This window comes from Maridesulfovibrio sp. (assembly GCF_963666665.1).
Taxonomy (GTDB): Bacteria; Desulfobacterota; Desulfovibrionia; order Desulfovibrionales; family Desulfovibrionaceae; genus Maridesulfovibrio.
In genome coordinates this window covers 865,447-883,843 of the sequence record NZ_OY762999.1, presented here as the reverse complement: position 1 = coordinate 883,843, position 18,397 = coordinate 865,447, and the positions used below count along the sequence as shown (strand labels likewise).

Below are 18,397 nucleotides of genomic sequence, written 5' to 3'. Positions count from 1 at the left end.
TAAAAAAGCGGAGCCATAATGACTCCGCTTTTAAAATTAATATTGCATCATCTGTCCGGCCTGATTGACCATACCCTGCATCTGGGCTGGATTCAAACCGGAGTGAGAAAGATCTTTCACAATGCCTGCCCCCATGGAGGCCGCCTGCAAACTCTGCTGCAATTGTTCTTGCTTCATGAGCATATCATTACGCATGCCCCTCAGCTTTTCCACCTCATCACCAGAACGGACAATACCGTTGGGAACCCCGATCAACTCCGCATAGTCATCAACGGCCCGGTCCATATCCACCTTATCCAAGACTTCAGGATTAGCCTTTGCCAGATTGCCTACAAACTGAGCCAGTGACTGAATAGACTGAGTGCCTACCATTTTCTGGGCCTGCGCCAGCACCGAGATATAGTCAATCTTAATATCAGCCCCTTCGAGAATAGAAGGAGCTTCCGGCAGTTGCCCGGAACGCATCAATATGCCGAAAACCCTGTCGATAAGCGGATCAAGAAGCTCCGTGTGCTGGCGTTCAATAACCGGACCGAGCTGGATAAGCTTTTCCTCATGCCGCTCAGCTACCTCAGCAGCGGTAATGGTTCTACGGTTGGTTCCGGCCATCATCATGAATATATCATTGTAGAACCCTTCACGAATTGCGGTCCGTACATCCTGAATCTTATTACTGACCCCGGCAAGGTCCGGCCGCACCTGATAAAGAGGGGAAACCGAATCCTGCTGATTCTGCTCCACCGGGTTCTGACCGCCAGGCAATAAATTCAACCGCCTTGAATACATGGAAGGGACTTTCATGGGCGGCCTGAGCGTTAAATGCACGGCCTGAATCTGGCTTTTGCTCATCTCCATAAGCATCTTCACATCCGCCAGCACATCCATGGCCGGAGAACGTCCATACACATCCATGGCGGAAGTATCCCAGCGCGGAGCCATATACGGGTTCTCCATGAAACCGCTCTCGGAAAGCACATGCCCGCCGTGACCATTGAGCAGAAACACGGATTCAAACGGCATATTCATAGTATCCATGAGGTCTACATCGAACTCATCACGAGGCTGGACCACATGCAGAACATCGAACCAATGATCGCGATTCATGTTCAGGCTGCTATGTACCGTGGCAGGCAAATTTTGCTTGCCGAACCTTTTTTCAAGCTGGCGGGCGGTCATCTTGAATTCACGGTAAACCGTATCCACGCGTCCTTGTGCATCTGTGGCTAGGCAGTACTCCCCGGCGGTAAGAGTACGGAACCTAATTCCGCGCTCGTCATCCGGTTCACAATAGAGAATCCCGGTACCGAATCCGGCAAGTTCCGTGTATAGTGAATGGATGCAGGAGTAAAAGTTACTGCGGGCCAGAGCACGATACATTGCGCTCTCTACCTTGGATATCCATTCCCGCACCGACTTATGCCGCGAAAGATCGCGATCTGAAATACCGAGCCTGAACCACGGCCGGGCCGGGGAAGTCAGCCCGCCCTGCAAGCCAGCTGCGAGAATACGCAGGGATCGCGTGGCAGTGGAATCAATGATCTTACCGGACCGCACCCGCCCATCATTCGGACGGTGCCCGTCATAAACGCCCTTACGTGGCAGAATGTAATCACTGATCTCCTGCCAATGCGATTCCCAGCTGTTGCGCTCCTGACGCAAATCATGCAACCGCCGTAAATATTGATTATTTTCAATGTGTCTCATTTATTAGCTATCTCCGACAATCCTCACAAGCTTCTTGCACTTTGGGCACTTAACCTGCACTTCAACAACTTTGCCTTTCATCAAAAGCCTGCGGCAAACCGGGCAGCGATGTTCACTCATTTCATTACTCCTTTGGAACGTTTCAAAAATTCCTTACTGATTGTAGCCTTGGCTACCACCCCATCCGGTCCGGTCAAAATTGTCTTCTTACGTCCTAGGGCATGGACCTTACGCATACGACCTTCAGATTCTCTGCGCCGTGCCACCTTGACTGCAAATTCCGCATTCTGACGATCGACTTCCCGTTGCCGGATATCATTGGGATGCAACCATTCACCGTCAATGTTGCTGTATCCGGCATTCTGCATTTCACCGGGTGTATACCAATGCCCGGTCTTTTCCGAGAAGGTCCAATCTTCCGGGGCACGCCAGTCCGCAGGGGCGTTGAGTCCTTCTGTGGATGATGACGGATTGGTGCCGTAAGTGTAGCGGTGCCATTTGAAATAGCCGTTAAATCCGGGGGAACCGTTGGCAAACCAGACATTGGACTGGCCTTCATTTGCTGCAGGAAGATCGGGTCTGTAATAATTCGGCATTTCTTCCCCCTACTGACCGAGCTTGGTCTTTTGAGCCTGTAAATTCTGAGTAGCTGTTGCCAGCTGTCCGGTATCGCCCTGTCCGCCGGTCAGCACGGTGGCGCTACGTCCTTTTTTCATGCGTTCCATTTCACGCATTCTTTTGGCTTTCAGCTCCTCCTCACTCTTGGTGATAGCTTCCATCTTTGGTGGTTCAGGTGCCGGTGCCACCGGGGGTGCCGGTGGCGGTGAAACTGGTGAAGTTGGTCCTTTTCCTCCTCCGCCTCCCATAATCATTCTCCTTGTTTAAAATTTTCTGTTTCGGGCATTTCGCCCTCTTTATTCCTAACCGCACAAAAAATTGCGGCATCAACGCTTTTATCTTCAGCCGCCAGATAAGCGGCCTGCGGCAGAATTCCCGCCTTCTTAAATCCGGACCGCTCTGCCATACGGCAGGCCAGCGGATTGGTCACGGGTATCAACCCCTTTATGCAGTCGAAAATATATCCACCCGCAACGTCAGTGACTGACAACAGATGTCGCAGCACCCCCCGTCCCATCAGCAGAGTCCCCTTACCGTGAAATCCGGGCATGATCGCGAGATGCACAAAACATGACTTTGAGGTGAAACCGTTCAGCCAGAACAATCCGGCGGGTTGCTGATCCTTAAATCCGAAAAAGAAATGCTGATCTTCACGAAAGACAAGATTCTGGAAATCGATAAAACCTTCCACGGTTCCATCATAAAAAATTACCGGAAGTTGACCTGCCTGGCGCATGGTTTCCCAGAACCAACGCAGATGCCCGTCGGCAAGTGATTTCGTGCCGTCAAAATCCCTGAATTTATAAAATGTAAAATCTCCATCCACTTCAAATGCATACATCAGCCCGCTCCTGTGAAAATGTCGTATTCCATCAAGGCCTGCATATCCTCCTGCTGTTCAAGCACATGGACTTCCTTAGGAAAAACAGCCCCTAATGCGGGGTCCTGAATACGGGCCATGCAATCGAGCATGTCATCGTGCGCGGCCACAGGAAAAGCGAGATATTCATCATCGATAAACTCACGCACAAGATCTCTTTCCCGTCCCTGGTGATCCATGAACCGTGCCTGCCATGGAAGATAGAACCGAGCCTGCTCGAAGAGGGGGACCAGCTTCCGTATACGGTCAGCCTTGGGAACATTCCCGCCCAGCGGCTCAATGGCAAAGCGGTAATTCTGCTCATTCATTACGTGACGCATATGTTCCACATCAGCCTGCTGCCCGTATTTTTCGTAGCCCACCGCAAGCGGCGAATATGTCCGGTGCAAACGAAACAAGGCCCGTGCTCGTTCGGTAAGATTCAGGCGATCGCGTATGCCATCAATGAGATAGTAATTACGGTCCGGGCCCAGTCCGATGACCAGCATTACCGTGTAGTCGCTGCCGGATTTTTTCTCGCTTGCCGGGTCGACCAGAAGATAACGGTTAAATTGCTGCCAGCGAGTTTTGCCCTTGCTGTCACGAGGGTCCCAGCGGACGATCCATTCTTCGCGGAATCCCTGCACATCATCAGCACGCGGGTCCTGCATCATCTGGCAACCGAACACATACGGCCCCATTTCCCGCCGTTTGGTCTGCAATTGCTCCTTCGTCAGCAGCACAGGCCGACCTTCCATGGTTCCGTCCGCGGTTGCCGGATAGACCCGCGGGACCGCAGCTTCACGCTTCATCATCTCCCGGTAGGTATCATTAAAATGATAGCGGGTTCCGATATAGCGTTTGATACCTTCACGGGTACCGAGGTTAATAGACAGAGCCCAAGCCTCGGTGGTCTTGAAGATCATATCCGGTGAGGAGACCGACTCGCGAGTGACCACATCATCATAGATCAGCCGGGAAAAATGCTTGCCAGTAGGCTGACCATCCACAAGTCCCCATGCTTCTACTGTTGCTTCCTTGGGATTGGATTTACGCTTAACGATAATCCCGTCCTCTTCCGACCATTTGGGAGAATCCTTTTTAGGATCAGCCCAAAGCACATCGGGATAGCACTGTTTGAGCAATTCGTTACGCTCGAATTCCTGCTTGATCTGACGCAGAAATCCCTTGGCGACAGGCCGTGTATGACTGAAAATCCCCACCGTAACTTCCGGGTCACGCAAGATATCCTGCACAGTCAGGGCAAAAGTAATAATGGTCGACTTGTAGTGCTCACGGGACCAGAGATCGAGATGCCCGTCCGGGTTGGCCTGCACTTCCCGGCAACGTTCAAAGACCCATTCATTATTGGCGTCTCCGCGCCCCAGCAATCTGGTCAGCAGAAAAAAAAGATCATTACGTCCAAGCTCAGCCATAACCAGCAACGGTTGTTTCTTTGCTTCGGCTTCACGCAGGATCGCGGCGTACCACTTATTGACGCTGTCCAGATCCGTAAACTTCATCAAGCTTCTCCCTCAGTTCCGGGCTGATGCTGCCGCTTTTCTTTACACTTCTCGCTGCCGCGCCCTCTTTCTTTACATCTCCGATACCCCACGCTTTGCGCTCCATATCGTGCCGCTTATGCATGATGTCGAGCTTGGCTTTCAGGTCCTTGACCATGTCAGAATCATCGCCCTCTACCGCCAGTGCGAATACCTCCCGGAACCGGTCCAATTCCTCTTTCTGTTTTTTTATGACCTCATTTCTCGTCACTGTTTTCTCCAAAAACATTTAGTTGATGCGCTTCGCGCTATTATCACGTGATTTCGCCTCCGGCAGACAGGAAATTTCCGCCTCCGCCCGTTTCATGCATTTGCGGCAGAGCCGTGACTCTCGGACTATCTTGCGTCCACCAAAATTAACCTCAACCCTGAAAGGCTCCAGCACATCTGTGCGGCCGCAACGCTCGCACCGTTCACCTTCAAACATCCCGCCGATCCATGCTGAAGCTTCAGCCAATATTGCTGTCCCGATCATTTGAAAGCCTCGTAAGCCACACGACCTGCGACACCTGCAACAACCGCAGCAGTACCCCAAACAGCCCTTTCAAGATTGCGGAACTTTTCAGCGTGGGTATGGCAACGCCGTGCCCCGTTAATCTCCGCAATGTCCTCCTGAATAGACTTGACTCGTTCATCTATGCGGATAAGCAGGTCCTGTAATTCACTCCTTTCCTCAACCATTTTTCTCCCTCCATGTTTTTGCAACTTTCTCGGCGCTACGCCCGACCACATACCCACCAAGTCCCAACTCCATGAGAGACCAGAGCTGTGCCGGCAATTCCAAATGAGGAGCCTTGACCCAAAACAAAGCAAGGTAAGGATAAAGAAGGTAATTGTTGGCTACGATGGCAACGATGGTCAGCATCAGGATCGGACGCCATGAACGCTGCAACCAGTTGCCGGACATTTCAGCCAGCATGATCTTGACCCTTGATTCAAGGTCTGCCAGCTCACCCCTGTTCTGCATTTCCATAAGCCTGAGCTTGGCTTTTTCTCGTTCCCCGGCATCGGGCCAAATTTTGTCGATGATGGTTGATCCGAGATCAAGAATTGAACCGATCATCACGACACCTCGACTCTACTTTTGCCAACTCTCACTGAACCGGAATAAATAGGACTAACCTTGTGTCGCTTGTAATCGAGAAGGGAATTCCCACTTTCCAGCCAGTCAGGATGCTCCTGAATAAAGGCTGCATAATTTTTGATGGTTCGCCGCGTCTCCAGCGGATAAAGAGCAGCGAGTGTTTCTGCCTTGATTTCTTTCATTATTTCGTCCTCCTTTACCTGTAAGATAATTAACTGGGCGGACCTGAATCAGAAGACTCAGGTCCGCCCACAGGACATTTCTAATAATCGGGCAAAAAAAATCCTCCCCGGCCAAACCGGGGAGGAGAAAAACAAAAGGCTGACCAATATTGATCAGCCCTTGATATTATCGACTTCTACTCTTTGACGAACAATCTACTTTCCACGAAAACAAAAAGCTCTTACCCCACTCAACAGCACACTAAGTCCTAGCAAAACCCACTCAAGCCCAATGCTTCCAGCCGGATTCATCACGCAGCCATTTGCTTCTGCCCGAGCCCCAATTGCTACAGGATCTTTGATAGCTCCCAAAGTTCTATCGGAATCATATTTACCGTTATCTTTAACTACATAGTTAACCCAGTAATTGGCACCAAGAGTCAAGGTATCGTCGGAAGCAATATAGTTGTTGCTGGAATCCTCAATCCACCATGCTCCTTCAGTTTCAGGATCAACAGCAGGTGAATAGCTGCCAAAGTACATACTGGTTCCATTTTCTTCGAAACACTTAAGCAGCTTCAGGCTTCCAGCAGTTCCATTAAGACTTGTAGAATTAAACCGAAAAACCCCGTTAGCCCCATTGCTGTCCACGGTAGCAGTAAATTTACCCATTGGTGCTCTAAGATCAAAACCAGAAGGGACGTCGAAGGCTGCTTGAAACTCTGATGCTGTAGTAGCGTTTTCAGTACTGGAAGTCAGGGTTACGGTCACGCCGCTAGGCTGGTTTTCAGATAATTTTACGTATCCTCCTACACTCATGGCGAGTGCAGTCGGCCCACTGAAAGAAGTGCATGTAATCGTTCTTTGAGGGGTAACATTTCCATCATCGGATGTCTTGAACACCCTTATCGCTTTGTCACCCAGATAGTTTAATACATAAATAAATCCATCTTTAGCTATAACTGAGTGCGGATCGTTAATTCCAGTCGTATTAATTTTAGTTGTAGGACTAGTTAAACCATTGGCAGATGCCGGAAACGTCAATATATGATCATTCTGCGCGTCACCGACATAAACAACACCATTATCAACCCACAATCCTCTGGAATAACCCAAATCGGAAGAAGTTATAGTGCGCTTAGGCGCGACATTTCCATTAGCAGATGAATCAAAAACAATTACTGCCTTCTTAGAATAGTCTACGATATAGAGTTCTCCATTCTCAACAAAACACATTTGAACGTCAGACAAATTTGTGCTTCCGCCCTGAATGGTCCTCTTTGGGCCAACAGCTCCGTTATCGTTAATATTAAAGACTCTTACCATGTTACTTTGGCTGGCAACAAAAATTTCACTGTCAGTAACAAACAAACCTCTAAGTGCCCCTGACACACCGGTAATTGTCCGCTTAGGAGCTACGTCTCCGTTCGCATTAGCATCATAAACTTTAATGGTATGATCGCCTTCATCGGAGAAAAAAAGTTCATCGTTACGTAAAAAGAGCCCATATCCTTGAGATATGGCAGTAGATACATTACCAGATATCTCTCTTGTAGGAGTGACCGCGTTATTCTCTTGACTATCGATCATTATAATTTTGTCGTTATCGCGGCTCATAACAAACAGATCTTCCGCAAAAACCGAAGAGGCTGGGTACACACTAAATAAAAAAACAGTAAAAATAATAATTAATCGACGCATACAAAAGCCCCTTTCTACGGATTATTTTCTATAATATATTAAAGTTGTGTTACATCATTAATAAACTTAACTTCTTAGCGTATTAAATAAAGTTTTGTTTTTTATCAAGCCAGTTTCATATATCTTCAACAGTAGACAAAAAAGAACAACGCAATATCTAATTCTAAAATAACAGTAATTACAAACATACAATGACAGTCTTATCTAAATCGCAACTTGTTGCTGCAATACTATATCTACCATTCCCCTCAACTCATTATAACTACACCAAAAAAATCCTCCCCGGCCAAACCGGGGAGGACATACACAACTCCTAAAAATTATTTTATTTAAATCTATCGCACAAGACTATCCAGCCCTTGAATATGCTTTCCGTCAGGAAATACTTCCTCATATCGACGTGCATATTCCGCAGCCTTTTCTTGCTGATCAAGCTGCATAAAACAACGGATAGCACCATAGAGGGCATTCTCATAATATGGTGTATTATGATATTCACGGATTATCCTGCGGTAAGAACGCAATGCCCCTTGAACATCATTTAGATGATAAAAATACAGCCCTCCAATCTGGAGCAGGACTTCACCCTTAACATTCTGTTTTGAAGTAAGTTCTTCTGCAATAAGCAATGCTGTTTCAGCATCTCCGGCTTTTCCAGCATCTGCCAGATAATGGGCATAGTTTATGATCCAACGGGCAAGAATTTCGTTAAGCTGCGCCTGCCCTTTCAAAGAAGGAGGAATCTCAATTGAAGTCAGCAAAGACAACTTGTCCCGAGCCTGAGACAACCCTGAAGACTTGCTGAATGTAAACACCGGCAAAGGCTTACGCCCCGCATAGGTAGCGGTCATCTGCCTTGCATCAAGCACGGCAATTGTACTTTCTGACTGCACCCCCACACGCCCTTCGTCTAAAAAATAAAATCCGGCATTACCTTTCTGAGTCAGGGAAATATCAGTACCCCGAATACCTATCAATGAACGGGGGGTGGCTATATAAGATCCTTCGCGTTTACTGAGTATGGCCCGCAATACCCCGCGATAGAAGGTACCGATAAGAGTTTGTTTCTCGCCCTCAATTTCTCCGCCAAGCCTAAATTCACTGTTTTCGCCAAAACTCATGGTTGATCCCGCATCAAGACGCAAAACAGCTTTTCCATCCGGTCCGGTACGCAAGACATCTCCGATCTTTACTTCCTGACCTATCTGCACCTGTACGAAAAAATCCTGATTGCAACGACACAACTCAACCTTACCGGTTATCTTCTCTAACGAAGCCGCATATGCCGAACCATTTAGCATCCAAAACAGCAGAAAGAACGAAACAAGAAGAACGCGCCGCATGAAAATATCCCCTTTTATGAAAGGATTGAAGAACACCGTAAATTTAATTAAATTCCTCCATAAGAGATTAAATCATAACATAGCTTCTACATCCTAACCAGAACCTTCAATGCTCCCTTACTCATAGCGCGCTCGAATGCATCATTAAAATCAGAAAAATCATACTCAGCTTCAATCAAGCCGCTCACATCAATAATTCCCTGTTCCAACACATTCAATGCCAGACCGATGTCACCGCAACGGGAGCCGACAATGGAAATTTCATCAACCACCAGCTTGGCGAGGTTGATAGAGCTGGGCAGATGCGAAGTGGTCTTGGCAACAATGGTTCCTTCAGGGCGCACAAAATCAAGAGCATAATTAATGCCTTTCTCGCTGCCGGTAGCTTCCACCACCAAATCAAATTTATCCCACTTTTCAGACAGCGCGGTAAGTTCTTCAGGGTCACTGAGACAATAGGTATTCACCCCCTGCTTCGCAGCAATGGCAAGCTTATCCTCATGCTTACCCACCAGTAAAACGTTAGGGTTGTATAACTTCAAAGCCAGCGCGGTAAGTAAGCCCAGCTTTCCATCTCCAAGCACCATTACCCGCATATCCCCGATAATATGAATCTGCTGGCTGACCTCCAGTCCGGCAGCAAGAGGCTCGGCAAAAACAGCAGCCCGATCCTCAACATTGTCCGCGACCACACAAAGATTATCAGCAGGTGCTTTCAGGTACTCGGCAAACGCCCCGTCATGATTGACTATACCAATAACAGTCCGATCAGGAGCATGCCTGTGATCACCCTTAAACGGACCAACCGGACAGTTAATATCTGCCACAACGCGCTTACCGACCAACTCAGGCCTATCAGGACAGTCTTCAACTTCCGCAACAAATTCATGGCCGGGAACACCTGCAAACCCGTAATAACCCTTATGCAATTCAATATCCGTATTGCAAATTCCAGCCAGCCGGACCTTGAGCAAAGCTTCGCCGGGAGCAAGTTGCGGCTTATCCCGTTCAACAAAATCAATTTTTCCATTTTCAAAATATATTGAGCGCATAATTTCTCCTTTAATCTCTATAATTACCGTTTTTAGCAGCAAGTCCGGCAGACGCCAAGAGATGAGATAGAAAAAGCCCCCGGCAACCTTCTGGTCAACGGGGGCTTAAAAATTAGTACCACCAAAAAATCTAATCAAGCATCTGCTGATCCTTAAACCAGCAGACCGCATCCTGAACCGCTTCCAAAGCCGGACGATGAGTGTAGCCCAATTCTTTTTCAGCCCGCTCAGAACTGTAATACATCTTTTTGGATGCCATGCGCACACTATCCATGGTAGCCACAGGATTCTTGAGCAGTCCCAGCCTTGCCATTACTTCCCCGGTGAAACCAGCGAGATACATCACCATCTGCGGGACCCTGAACCTAGGTCCGGGCTTATTGGTGATCCGGGCTGTCATGGCAAATAAATCCTTAAGGCTGATATTATCCCCTCCGAGGATATACCTGCGACCAATTCTACCCTTTTCCAAGGCAAGCAGATGACCGTAAGCAATATCATCAACGTGAGCGACATTCAGCCCTGTATCAGCGTAAAACATTCCGCCGTCACGGGCGGCATTGAGCACCATGGTTCCTGTAGGAGTCGGCCGCGAATCGCCCGGCCCAACCGGAGTTGAGGGATTCACAATCACAGCAGGAAGCCCCTCATCCCGAATCATCTTCATAACCACTTTCTCAGCTAAAAATTTGGATTTCTTGTACGGACTGATCATGTCCGCAACTGTTGATTCAGCGTCTTCGTCAGCAGGGCTCCCATCATCATTACTTCCAAGCACACAAACACTGGAAGTGTAGACAATACGCTCCACCCCGGCTTCAAGGGCTTTCTGCATCAGCAAACGCGTACCTTCCACGTTAGTACGGGTCATACTTTCCGGGTCCGGAACCCAAAGACGATAATCCGCTGCCAGATGAAAAAGATATCTACAGCCCTGCAAAGCCTCTTCAAGTGCAGATTCGTTATTCAAATCTCCAATTGCAAATTCCACTGGTTCATTAATAAGCTGCTGAGCCCTGATCTTATCGCGAACAAGAGCTTTAATATGGAATCCCTTTTCAGCAAGAATTTTGACAAGCCGGGAACCAATCAATCCGGTCGCCCCGGTGATCATTACGTTCATAATGTATGGTTGTTTATTGGTAAGGTATCGATATGAAATATTTTACTGGACCTGTCCGGCTTTCCTAAGAGGGACTTATACGAGCAGGAATAAATTTACAAAAAGCCGTGCCTGCCGCTTGCAGGAATGAATGAAGGATAGGTTTGTGTCAAGTTTGGAATTGTAAATAAGTATTACTTAATTCAATTCATCGATAAAATTAACATTGTGCGCGACTTTAAGTCCGGCACGTATCTTTACTTCTATTTCATTATATAGATGCGGCGGACAATCCATATAAAACGGCTTGCTGTACCACGCCCCCTTAAATCTTATAACATAGTCAGCAGGATACCAACTGATCTTCTTCATATCTGCAAAACTGATTTCAACATACTCATCAGATTTAGCCAGTATCCCCTGCCCCATGGCCTGGGGATTTCCCATCATGGCAGAAAGAACGACTATCGCTGTTGCTGCATCTTCCATCTTTCCCGTAAACATCCGAGAGTAAACTGATTTATCCGATACTCCGAACTGATATCTAAAAACATGGCCCACCAAGGCAAGGGCCACAAGAATCAGCACCCCGAATCCTCCTATGGCAGCCATAGAAATATAAAGAGCAGTCTGAAGCTCCCTCATACCTCCATCTACAGCAACGACAATAACCACCATCAAAACAATAAACATTACCAAGACAGCCACCAGCAATTTACCGAACTCCAGCATTCGATATTTATCCGCAAGAATATGCTTGGCGTTCCAATTCCAGATAATCCCGGATTCATTAATGGTTATATCTGTGGCTCTGTCTTCTGATTTCATGTTCCCTGCCCCTATACCTGCATGGACTGATTTATACACTTACCATCATAACCTCTCTCAAAAAACATGTACACATCCTTCACAAAAACACCCCCGACAACCAAAGGCTGCCGGGGGCTTCTTCACTATATGTACTGAAAACGATCAGCTAGGCGTTATCAGTAACTCCTTGTGCTTCTTCGTCACCGCCATAAACCTTCTTCATAATCAGATAGGTTTCAGCAATCATCCAGATTTCGAGCACGAATACAATCAAACCTACTACGAAGAGCAGCCACTTGCCTCCGGCGTAGAATTTCTGGAGGTTGAACACCATTGCCCAACCGGTCATGGCGATCATAAAGACCATGGGGATACCGGTATAAATGGCTTTAACTTTTTTACGTGCAAGATAAACAGTGATGATCAGCAAAGCCAGTGCTGCCAGCAGCTGGTTTACAGTACCGAACAGCGGCCAGAGAGCCAGAGCGCCCTTTTTCAGTGCGCCGATGGAGAACCCGCCGTTAAAGCAAAGTATGGCAGCAGTACCGACTGCAATCAAAGTTGCGGGAACGGCTCCGGACAAGGCAGGCATTTTATATGCCTGAGCCAGTTCACCTACAACGTAACGCTGAATACGGGTAGCACTGTCGAGGGTGGTCGCTGCAAAGCTGACCAGAAACACGCCCATGATTGCAAGAGCGATATTTGAAGGGATACCGTAACTGGCCATCAGGTTAGCGGAGCCTTCAACAAACGCACCCAGCTTTGCGCCGAGTCCGGCTGCGGATGCCCATGATGCGTAGTGGGTGGTGAAGGCTGCGGTTCCGGTCAGGAACTGACCATCAGCAGTATGCTTTCCAAGCCCAAGTCCAGCGCCGACAGCTACGATGACGAGGATAGACAATGCAGCTTCCATAAGCATGGAACCGTAACCGATCATACGGGAATCGCGCTCGGTTTCGCACTGCTTGGCGGAAGTACCGGAGCTTACCAGAGAATGGAAACCGGAAATAGCGCCACAAGCGATAATAACAAACAGGAAGGGCAGCATCGGCGGAGCACCCTGCGGTGCAAGGTCGAGAGCCGGGGCAACGAATGTGGGATGAGCCACAACAGCGCCGATTACCAACAGAATCAGGGCTACAAAGAGCTGGTGCCCGTTAATGTAGTCGCGAGGCTGCAACAAGGCGGTAACCGGAAGAATGGATGCGATAAATGCGTAAACCAGCATTATCAAAGTCCAGACCACGATCGGGTTCATGCCTGCAATAGCTGGCATTTTGAAGGGCAGGTAAACACCGACCACAACAAATGCGTACATGGCAATAAGGGCAATGATGGACCAGACAGTATGGTCCGCGCCTTTTTTATACATAAGCCAGCCAAGGCCGACAGCAATGGGGACCTCACTCCATACCGGAACAACCGCGGCGGGGTACATATTAAAAAGGATAGCGATAATCAGTGCAAAAACAGCGATAACGATCAGCAGCTCAAAAAAGATGATGATCAGAAACAAAGAACGCACACGATTGTTAAGCAACCCGGCTGCAAGATCGCCCACAGAACGGCCCTGATTGCGCAGGCTGACGACAAGGGAACCAAAATCATGAACAGCCCCCATGAAGATGGCACCGAAGAAAACCCAAAGAACAGCGGGGACCCAACCCCAGATAATAGCAATTGCGGGACCTACGATGGGACCAAGTCCGGCAATGGAAGTAAAATGGTGCCCGAAGAGCACTTCTTTTTTAGTAGGAACAAAGTCTTTACCGTCCTCGAGTTCGCAGCTGGGACAAACCTTGTTCTCATCAATCTGAAAAATCTTTTTTGCCAGAAATTTGCCATAGGTATGATACGCAACAATATACCCCACAAAGCAAAGACCGGCGATAACGAGTGAGTTCACCTCAATACCTCCAAAGAAAAAAGAACCAATACAGGCAGAAAGACCCGATGTCTTCCCGCAACCACACACTTTACGAGCACCCTGCCTTAAAAACCCTTTCCGGATTCAGCCCGCCCGTTGTCAGAAGACAACCTTATATGCTGAACCAGGCCCCCTCGGGACGGCAGTGGGTACTCATAATAATTTTAGGATTCTACTACCTAAATTATTTCAGCATGAATTACCAGTTCCCTTTTAAAAATACCGTAACCACAACCGTTTGCAATTTCACAATTCAAAATAACGCATGTGATATTAACGATTAACCTGCAACAAGTTCACCGAAAATCGTTTTTACGCAAATAATGCGGCCACAATTTAATTGCAGAATCATTGCAACGCCTCTTAAGTGCCTTCCACTACATCAACCTTGGCAAAAGCAGGCTCATGCAACGGGATAAGTATGTCTGCCATTTCTTTGACTTTAAGCATGATGTCGTAAGCTTTATAGGTATTGACCGAAGTCCCCGGAGGAATAACCTCCATCTCCATGCCCCGTACTTCTGGCGGAGGATTGAAGTTCTCCATAATCACACAAAATCCGGTAATAGCTGCCAGCCCGCCTTCGGTATCAATCAGGACAGTCATGCCGCCCGGTGTATGGACAGGGGTATGCATCATACGTATGCCGGGAACCACCTCGTAATCACCATCAACGGCCACTATTTGCCCAGCCTCCTCCACATCCTCCACATAATCCTCCAAATAGCGGAAATCCAGCGGATGCGGATCATGCACATGATCAAGCTCCTTACGATGTACGTAGAATTTAGCGTTGGTGCATTTGTAATCATTCTCACAATGGTCATTGTGCAAATGGGTATGGACAACTATGTCGATGTCTTCAGGCTTGAGACCGAATTTTTCCAGACCGTCTTCGAAAGTGTGTATTTTGCCGCCGAGATCAGCTTCGCGATCCTCGGAAATGATAGGCTGCATCTCTCCGGTATCAACAAGAATCTTCTTGTCACCGCCTTCCAGATACCAGCTATAAATAGGAATGATGTATGGCTGACCGTAATCATGCTGATAGGTCATCATACCTTTGTCGAATCTCTTCGTACCTACAACGATGGGATGAATTCTGTACTTGGACATATTTCCTCCTTATCCAGTTATCCATATCGGACAGTTTTCCGCCTGAATCTGCAAAGTTTAAGCAGCGTGAATCTTAGGTCATTTTACAGGCAATTGTAAAATTCAAACGAGATCTACAGTCAACGAGATAAGTGAAAAGTCTAACAATCAATTCTAAAAACGAATTTGTATTTTCTAAAAGTAATCATAATGTAAAATAAATTCAACTGAAGAAATTACTATAACATACTATTTTATATAATTTTATTAAATATATTGTGAAATTTTTATCAAAAGATTGAGCTCCATAGAGTTTTTTGAAGCGCAATTAATGTGAAAAAATGTTATTTTTTTCTTTATCCCAAAAACGTTTGTTTATTTTTTCACAGACCCATAAAAAGAGTGTAAGTTAAAAACTACCGGGCAATCACAGCACATTTATTATTTAAACCTAAATAGAAGGAAGTGAGGAGGTCACCATGACTTACAAAGAGATTCAAGAACTGCTGATGAAGGAAATGAGACTTTATCATTACCCTGTAGCCGTTAAATATTTCTTCGATCAGGCTGAAGTGGACGAATTCAAGGAAAAAGCGGATTTCCATGTTCCGCTCAAGCCCATGACCTTCTGCCAGTGGGAAATAGCAGCCCGCATGAAAGGCCAGACCGTATACTCCGATGTTGAAGGCCTTGGTTGCGGCAACGCAAAATACGCTTTCGCATGGAAGGAACTGGATGAAGGTGAAATCAAAGGTCACTCCAAATATGTTGTAGATATGGAGCAGGCTGAAAAATTCGTACTCAGCAAACCCCGCATGAAAGAAGGCCTCATCGGTATTGCTGTGGCACCTCTCGGTTCCATCGACGGCATCTTCGAACCTGACGTAGTTCACTTCTACTGTGACAACATGCAGGCTTACCACTTTGCAGTTGACTACGCAGCAGCCACCGACACCCATCCCCTGCGCCCGAACATCACCATGAACTCCTCCGCTTGCGCAGGCTGCGTGTACACCTACAACGAGCAGGAATTCAACATGGTCTGTGCATGTTCCGGCAGCTACAACGCCGGTAAAACCGAACGCGGCGAAATCAACGTCATGATTCCCGGCACCAAGTTCAAAAAAATGGTTCAGAGACTTGTGGACCGCATGGAAATCGCAAGTTCCTCCATCACCAAGCCCGGCGATGGCTTCCCCGGTCAGGATGTCTGCAAGAACTGTCCTCTGATTATTTTCAAGAAAGAAAAATAGTAAAAGCAAAAAAGCTATCCCCGGACACTGCAAGGCCCGGGGATAGCACAAATAGGAATGAAGGCGCTGTTCCTGTTCAATCTGAATCTGATAGGGTCTCCGGCTGCTGCAACAGCCGGTAAGGAAGCAGAAAGCAGACACAGCAAAACCAACTTTCGATCAAGGAGATACACTATGTTTAAATCACGCAAAAGCCTTTTGATCATGGCTATCGCGGCACTGGCAGTGGTGGCCTATATCCAGCCCGCCTTTGCAGACCGTCTCGCAGATGCCATCAGCGCAACCCCCAAAGGTGCTGAAGCAGGCCAAATCAACTCTGAACTCGCTCCCGGCTTCCTCGGAATCCCCGGTGGCCCCAGCGTTAACCTCGTAATCGGCTTCGTATGGGCAATCTGGGTAGGTTGGATTTTCTCCACCGTCGGCGCATTCGGCGGTATCATGGCCGGTGTAGGTCACATCACCATTTACGGTTTCGGTAACTACGCATCTACCTTCAAAAAGACCTCTCCGGTCATGAACAAACTGGTAACCGACTCCATCCGCGTATCTAACCAGTGGCTGGTTGGTACTTCCGCGGCAATGTCCTCTTTCAACTACTACAAGATGGGCCGTCTGGTTCTGCCGCTGGGTCTTTCCCTCGCCGCAGGTTCCATTGCCGGTTCCTACCTTGTTCCCTGGCTTACAGCCGGTAAAATCTCCCTGAAATCCTACATCGGATTCTTCGGTCTCTTTGTTCTGGCTCTTGGCTGCTACCTGTTCTACGAAACCACTCCCAAAGGACAGGCTGGCAAAAAGCAGGCTAAAGAAGCAGCAAAGGCATTCGAAGCTTCCATCAAAGAAGAAAAAGAAGGCGCAAAAGTTGATACCGCAGCCATGGGTGTTAAGGTTGTCAGCTTCTCCATGACCAAGTGCGTATTCACCTTCTACGGCGTTGAATTCTCTTTCAACCCCCTTATCCCCGTAGTCGGCGGTTTCATCATCGCAGCACTTGCTTCCTTCCTCGGCGTGGGCGGCGGATTCCTGCTCGTGCCCTTCCTGACCAGTGTTGCCGGCCTGCCCATGTACCTCGTTGCAGGTACCTCCGCACTGGCCGTACTCGTAGGTATGACCACCTCCGTCTTCACCTACATGGTTGTTAAAGATACCCCCGTGTTCTGGCCCCTCATCGGTGTTGAACTCCTCGGTATCCTCGTGGGTTCCTTTATCGGCCCCCGTACTTCCAAGTACATTCCGGACGTATGGCTCAAGCGACTCTTCGTCGTACTGGCTCTGTACGTAGGTATCCGTTACTCGTCCAAGGGATTCCTCGGCTACAGCCTCCTGCCTCCGTTCTAAGACTTTGTCCCTGACGTCCAGAGGGGAAAACTTTTGCAAAAGTTCTCCCCTCTGGACTCCCCTTTCAAAATCTTTTAACCGGCTTCGCTTCATCGTAATTCAAAACGGGGTTTAATTTATGTTCGAGTCAATTCATCCCATCATAGACAGCCTGCTTATCGCACCTTACCGCATTGGTTTACCTGCCCTTGCGGCTTTTTGGCTTGGTACTGCGGTGGTGGCCCTGTGGTGTACTATTGTCGGAGAAATATCCATGAGCCTGATCTACATCTGGAACAGGGAGTATTACACTGACTTGAACCGCGAAATGACCCGCATGAACAATATTTCTATTGAAGCGATTCGCCATAAACAAAAAGACACCTTCAAATCTGCCAATAAATGGGCCAATGAATATTTCGGCAAAGTCTTCTTTTCCCATGCCGCACTCTTTGCAGTTTCACTCTGGCCCGTACCTTTTGCCATGGCTTGGCTCCAGAGCAGATTCTCCGGCATAGATATCCACACTGTACCCTTCACCAAATTTTCACTCGGCTATCCTTTCGTTTTTATTTTATCTTATATTATTGTACGCTATGGTTTCTCCAAGATAAGACCATTTATACCAGTACTCAAAAAAATTGACGACTTGAGAGCGGAAGACGCAAAAAGGGCCGGAGAACTCACTTCATGGGACGAACTTGCGCAGATTCCTGAAGAAAAAAAGGAAACTGCAAGCGGTAACAGCCTTGAAAGCAGGGCTTAATCATGAACAGAATTCTCACCGGGAAAGGCGCTCCTCTCTCGAG

General features: G+C 47.8%; 21 protein-coding genes. 3 read left to right on the top strand and 18 right to left on the bottom strand.

What is annotated here, in order from left to right; all coding sequences use genetic code 11:
* Positions 1 to 36: 36 nt before the first annotated feature.
* The 18 genes from ACKU40_RS03985 to ACKU40_RS03900 all read right to left on the bottom strand — a co-directional run bounded on the left by ACKU40_RS03985 (position 37) and on the right by ACKU40_RS03900 (position 15,042).
* A complete protein-coding gene (locus tag ACKU40_RS03985; protein WP_320175234.1) occupies positions 37 to 1,704 on the bottom strand; it encodes a portal protein in 1,668 nt (555 codons plus the stop codon).
* A 3-nt stretch (positions 1,705 to 1,707) separates the two neighbouring features.
* On the bottom strand, positions 1,708 to 1,824 hold the full coding sequence (locus ACKU40_RS03980) for a Com family DNA-binding transcriptional regulator (RefSeq protein WP_320175233.1): 117 nt from the start codon (positions 1,822 to 1,824) through the stop codon (positions 1,708 to 1,710).
* Positions 1,821 to 2,300, bottom strand: coding sequence for an aminobutyrate aminotransferase (locus tag ACKU40_RS03975; protein ID WP_320175232.1), 480 nt, complete (start codon positions 2,298 to 2,300; stop codon positions 1,821 to 1,823). The genes ACKU40_RS03980 and ACKU40_RS03975 overlap by 4 nt, the downstream gene beginning before the upstream one ends.
* A 9-nt stretch (positions 2,301 to 2,309) precedes the next feature.
* Positions 2,310 to 2,570 (bottom strand): hypothetical protein, encoded by a 261-nt coding sequence (locus ACKU40_RS03970; RefSeq protein WP_015852222.1) that lies wholly within the window; start codon positions 2,568 to 2,570, stop codon positions 2,310 to 2,312.
* Positions 2,571 to 2,572: 2 nt separating this feature from the next.
* Complete coding sequence (locus ACKU40_RS03965; protein WP_320175231.1) at positions 2,573 to 3,163, bottom strand: GNAT family N-acetyltransferase; 591 nt, start codon at positions 3,161 to 3,163, stop codon at positions 2,573 to 2,575.
* On the bottom strand, positions 3,163 to 4,704 hold the full coding sequence (locus ACKU40_RS03960) for a hypothetical protein (RefSeq protein WP_320175230.1): 1,542 nt from the start codon (positions 4,702 to 4,704) through the stop codon (positions 3,163 to 3,165). Before ACKU40_RS03960 ends, ACKU40_RS03965 begins: the two co-directional genes overlap by 1 nt.
* Entirely contained in the window at positions 4,673 to 4,954 is a 282-nt protein-coding gene (locus ACKU40_RS03955) for a hypothetical protein (protein WP_320175229.1), read from the bottom strand. The genes ACKU40_RS03960 and ACKU40_RS03955 overlap by 32 nt, the downstream gene beginning before the upstream one ends.
* Before the next feature lie 18 nt (positions 4,955 to 4,972).
* A complete protein-coding gene (locus ACKU40_RS03950; RefSeq protein WP_320175228.1) occupies positions 4,973 to 5,218 on the bottom strand; it encodes a hypothetical protein in 246 nt (81 codons plus the stop codon).
* The gene (locus ACKU40_RS03945) at positions 5,215 to 5,424 is read right to left on the bottom strand and encodes a hypothetical protein (RefSeq protein WP_320175227.1); all 210 of its coding nucleotides are present in this window, start codon (positions 5,422 to 5,424) and stop codon (positions 5,215 to 5,217) included. Before ACKU40_RS03945 ends, ACKU40_RS03950 begins: the two co-directional genes overlap by 4 nt.
* A complete protein-coding gene (locus tag ACKU40_RS03940) occupies positions 5,417 to 5,806 on the bottom strand; it encodes a holin family protein (protein WP_320175226.1) in 390 nt (129 codons plus the stop codon). The genes ACKU40_RS03945 and ACKU40_RS03940 overlap by 8 nt, the downstream gene beginning before the upstream one ends.
* Complete coding sequence (locus tag ACKU40_RS03935) at positions 5,806 to 6,009, bottom strand: hypothetical protein (protein ID WP_320175225.1); 204 nt, start codon at positions 6,007 to 6,009, stop codon at positions 5,806 to 5,808. Before ACKU40_RS03935 ends, ACKU40_RS03940 begins: the two co-directional genes overlap by 1 nt.
* Positions 6,010 to 6,204: 195 nt before the next feature.
* Positions 6,205 to 7,689: a hypothetical protein gene (locus ACKU40_RS03930; RefSeq protein ID WP_320175224.1), complete on the bottom strand. Its 1,485-nt coding sequence runs from the start codon at positions 7,687 to 7,689 to the stop codon at positions 6,205 to 6,207.
* Between the two features lie 335 nt (positions 7,690 to 8,024).
* Entirely contained in the window at positions 8,025 to 9,032 is a 1,008-nt protein-coding gene (locus ACKU40_RS03925) for a tetratricopeptide repeat protein (RefSeq protein ID WP_320175223.1), read from the bottom strand.
* Positions 9,033 to 9,118: 86 nt separating this feature from the next.
* Complete coding sequence (locus ACKU40_RS03920) at positions 9,119 to 10,084, bottom strand: alcohol dehydrogenase catalytic domain-containing protein (protein ID WP_320175222.1); 966 nt, start codon at positions 10,082 to 10,084, stop codon at positions 9,119 to 9,121.
* A gap of 130 nt (positions 10,085 to 10,214) precedes the next feature.
* Positions 10,215 to 11,207: a hopanoid-associated sugar epimerase gene (gene hpnA / locus ACKU40_RS03915; RefSeq protein ID WP_320175221.1), complete on the bottom strand. Its 993-nt coding sequence runs from the start codon at positions 11,205 to 11,207 to the stop codon at positions 10,215 to 10,217.
* 177 nt (positions 11,208 to 11,384) lie between these two features.
* Positions 11,385 to 12,014, bottom strand: a complete 630-nt coding sequence (locus ACKU40_RS03910; protein WP_320175220.1) for a hypothetical protein — start codon at positions 12,012 to 12,014, stop codon at positions 11,385 to 11,387.
* 148 nt (positions 12,015 to 12,162) lie between these two features.
* Complete coding sequence (locus ACKU40_RS03905) at positions 12,163 to 13,905, bottom strand: carbon starvation protein A (protein ID WP_320175219.1); 1,743 nt, start codon at positions 13,903 to 13,905, stop codon at positions 12,163 to 12,165.
* A 384-nt stretch (positions 13,906 to 14,289) separates the two neighbouring features.
* Positions 14,290 to 15,042 carry an N-acyl homoserine lactonase family protein gene (locus tag ACKU40_RS03900; protein ID WP_320175218.1) on the bottom strand — a complete coding sequence of 251 codons (753 nt, stop codon included), beginning with the start codon at positions 15,040 to 15,042 and terminating at the stop codon, positions 14,290 to 14,292.
* Between the two features lie 458 nt (positions 15,043 to 15,500).
* Here ACKU40_RS03900 and ACKU40_RS03895 point away from each other — a divergent pair, with 458 nt between their 5' ends.
* From ACKU40_RS03895 to ACKU40_RS03885, 3 genes are all read left to right on the top strand, one after another.
* Positions 15,501 to 16,274 (top strand): DUF169 domain-containing protein, encoded by a 774-nt coding sequence (locus ACKU40_RS03895; RefSeq protein ID WP_320175217.1) that lies wholly within the window; start codon positions 15,501 to 15,503, stop codon positions 16,272 to 16,274.
* A 174-nt stretch (positions 16,275 to 16,448) separates the two neighbouring features.
* Positions 16,449 to 17,609 carry a sulfite exporter TauE/SafE family protein gene (locus ACKU40_RS03890; protein WP_320175216.1) on the top strand — a complete coding sequence of 387 codons (1,161 nt, stop codon included), beginning with the start codon at positions 16,449 to 16,451 and terminating at the stop codon, positions 17,607 to 17,609.
* A gap of 118 nt (positions 17,610 to 17,727) precedes the next feature.
* Positions 17,728 to 18,354, top strand: coding sequence for a hypothetical protein (locus tag ACKU40_RS03885; RefSeq protein ID WP_320175215.1), 627 nt, complete (start codon positions 17,728 to 17,730; stop codon positions 18,352 to 18,354).
* Positions 18,355 to 18,397: the final 43 nt, after the last annotated feature.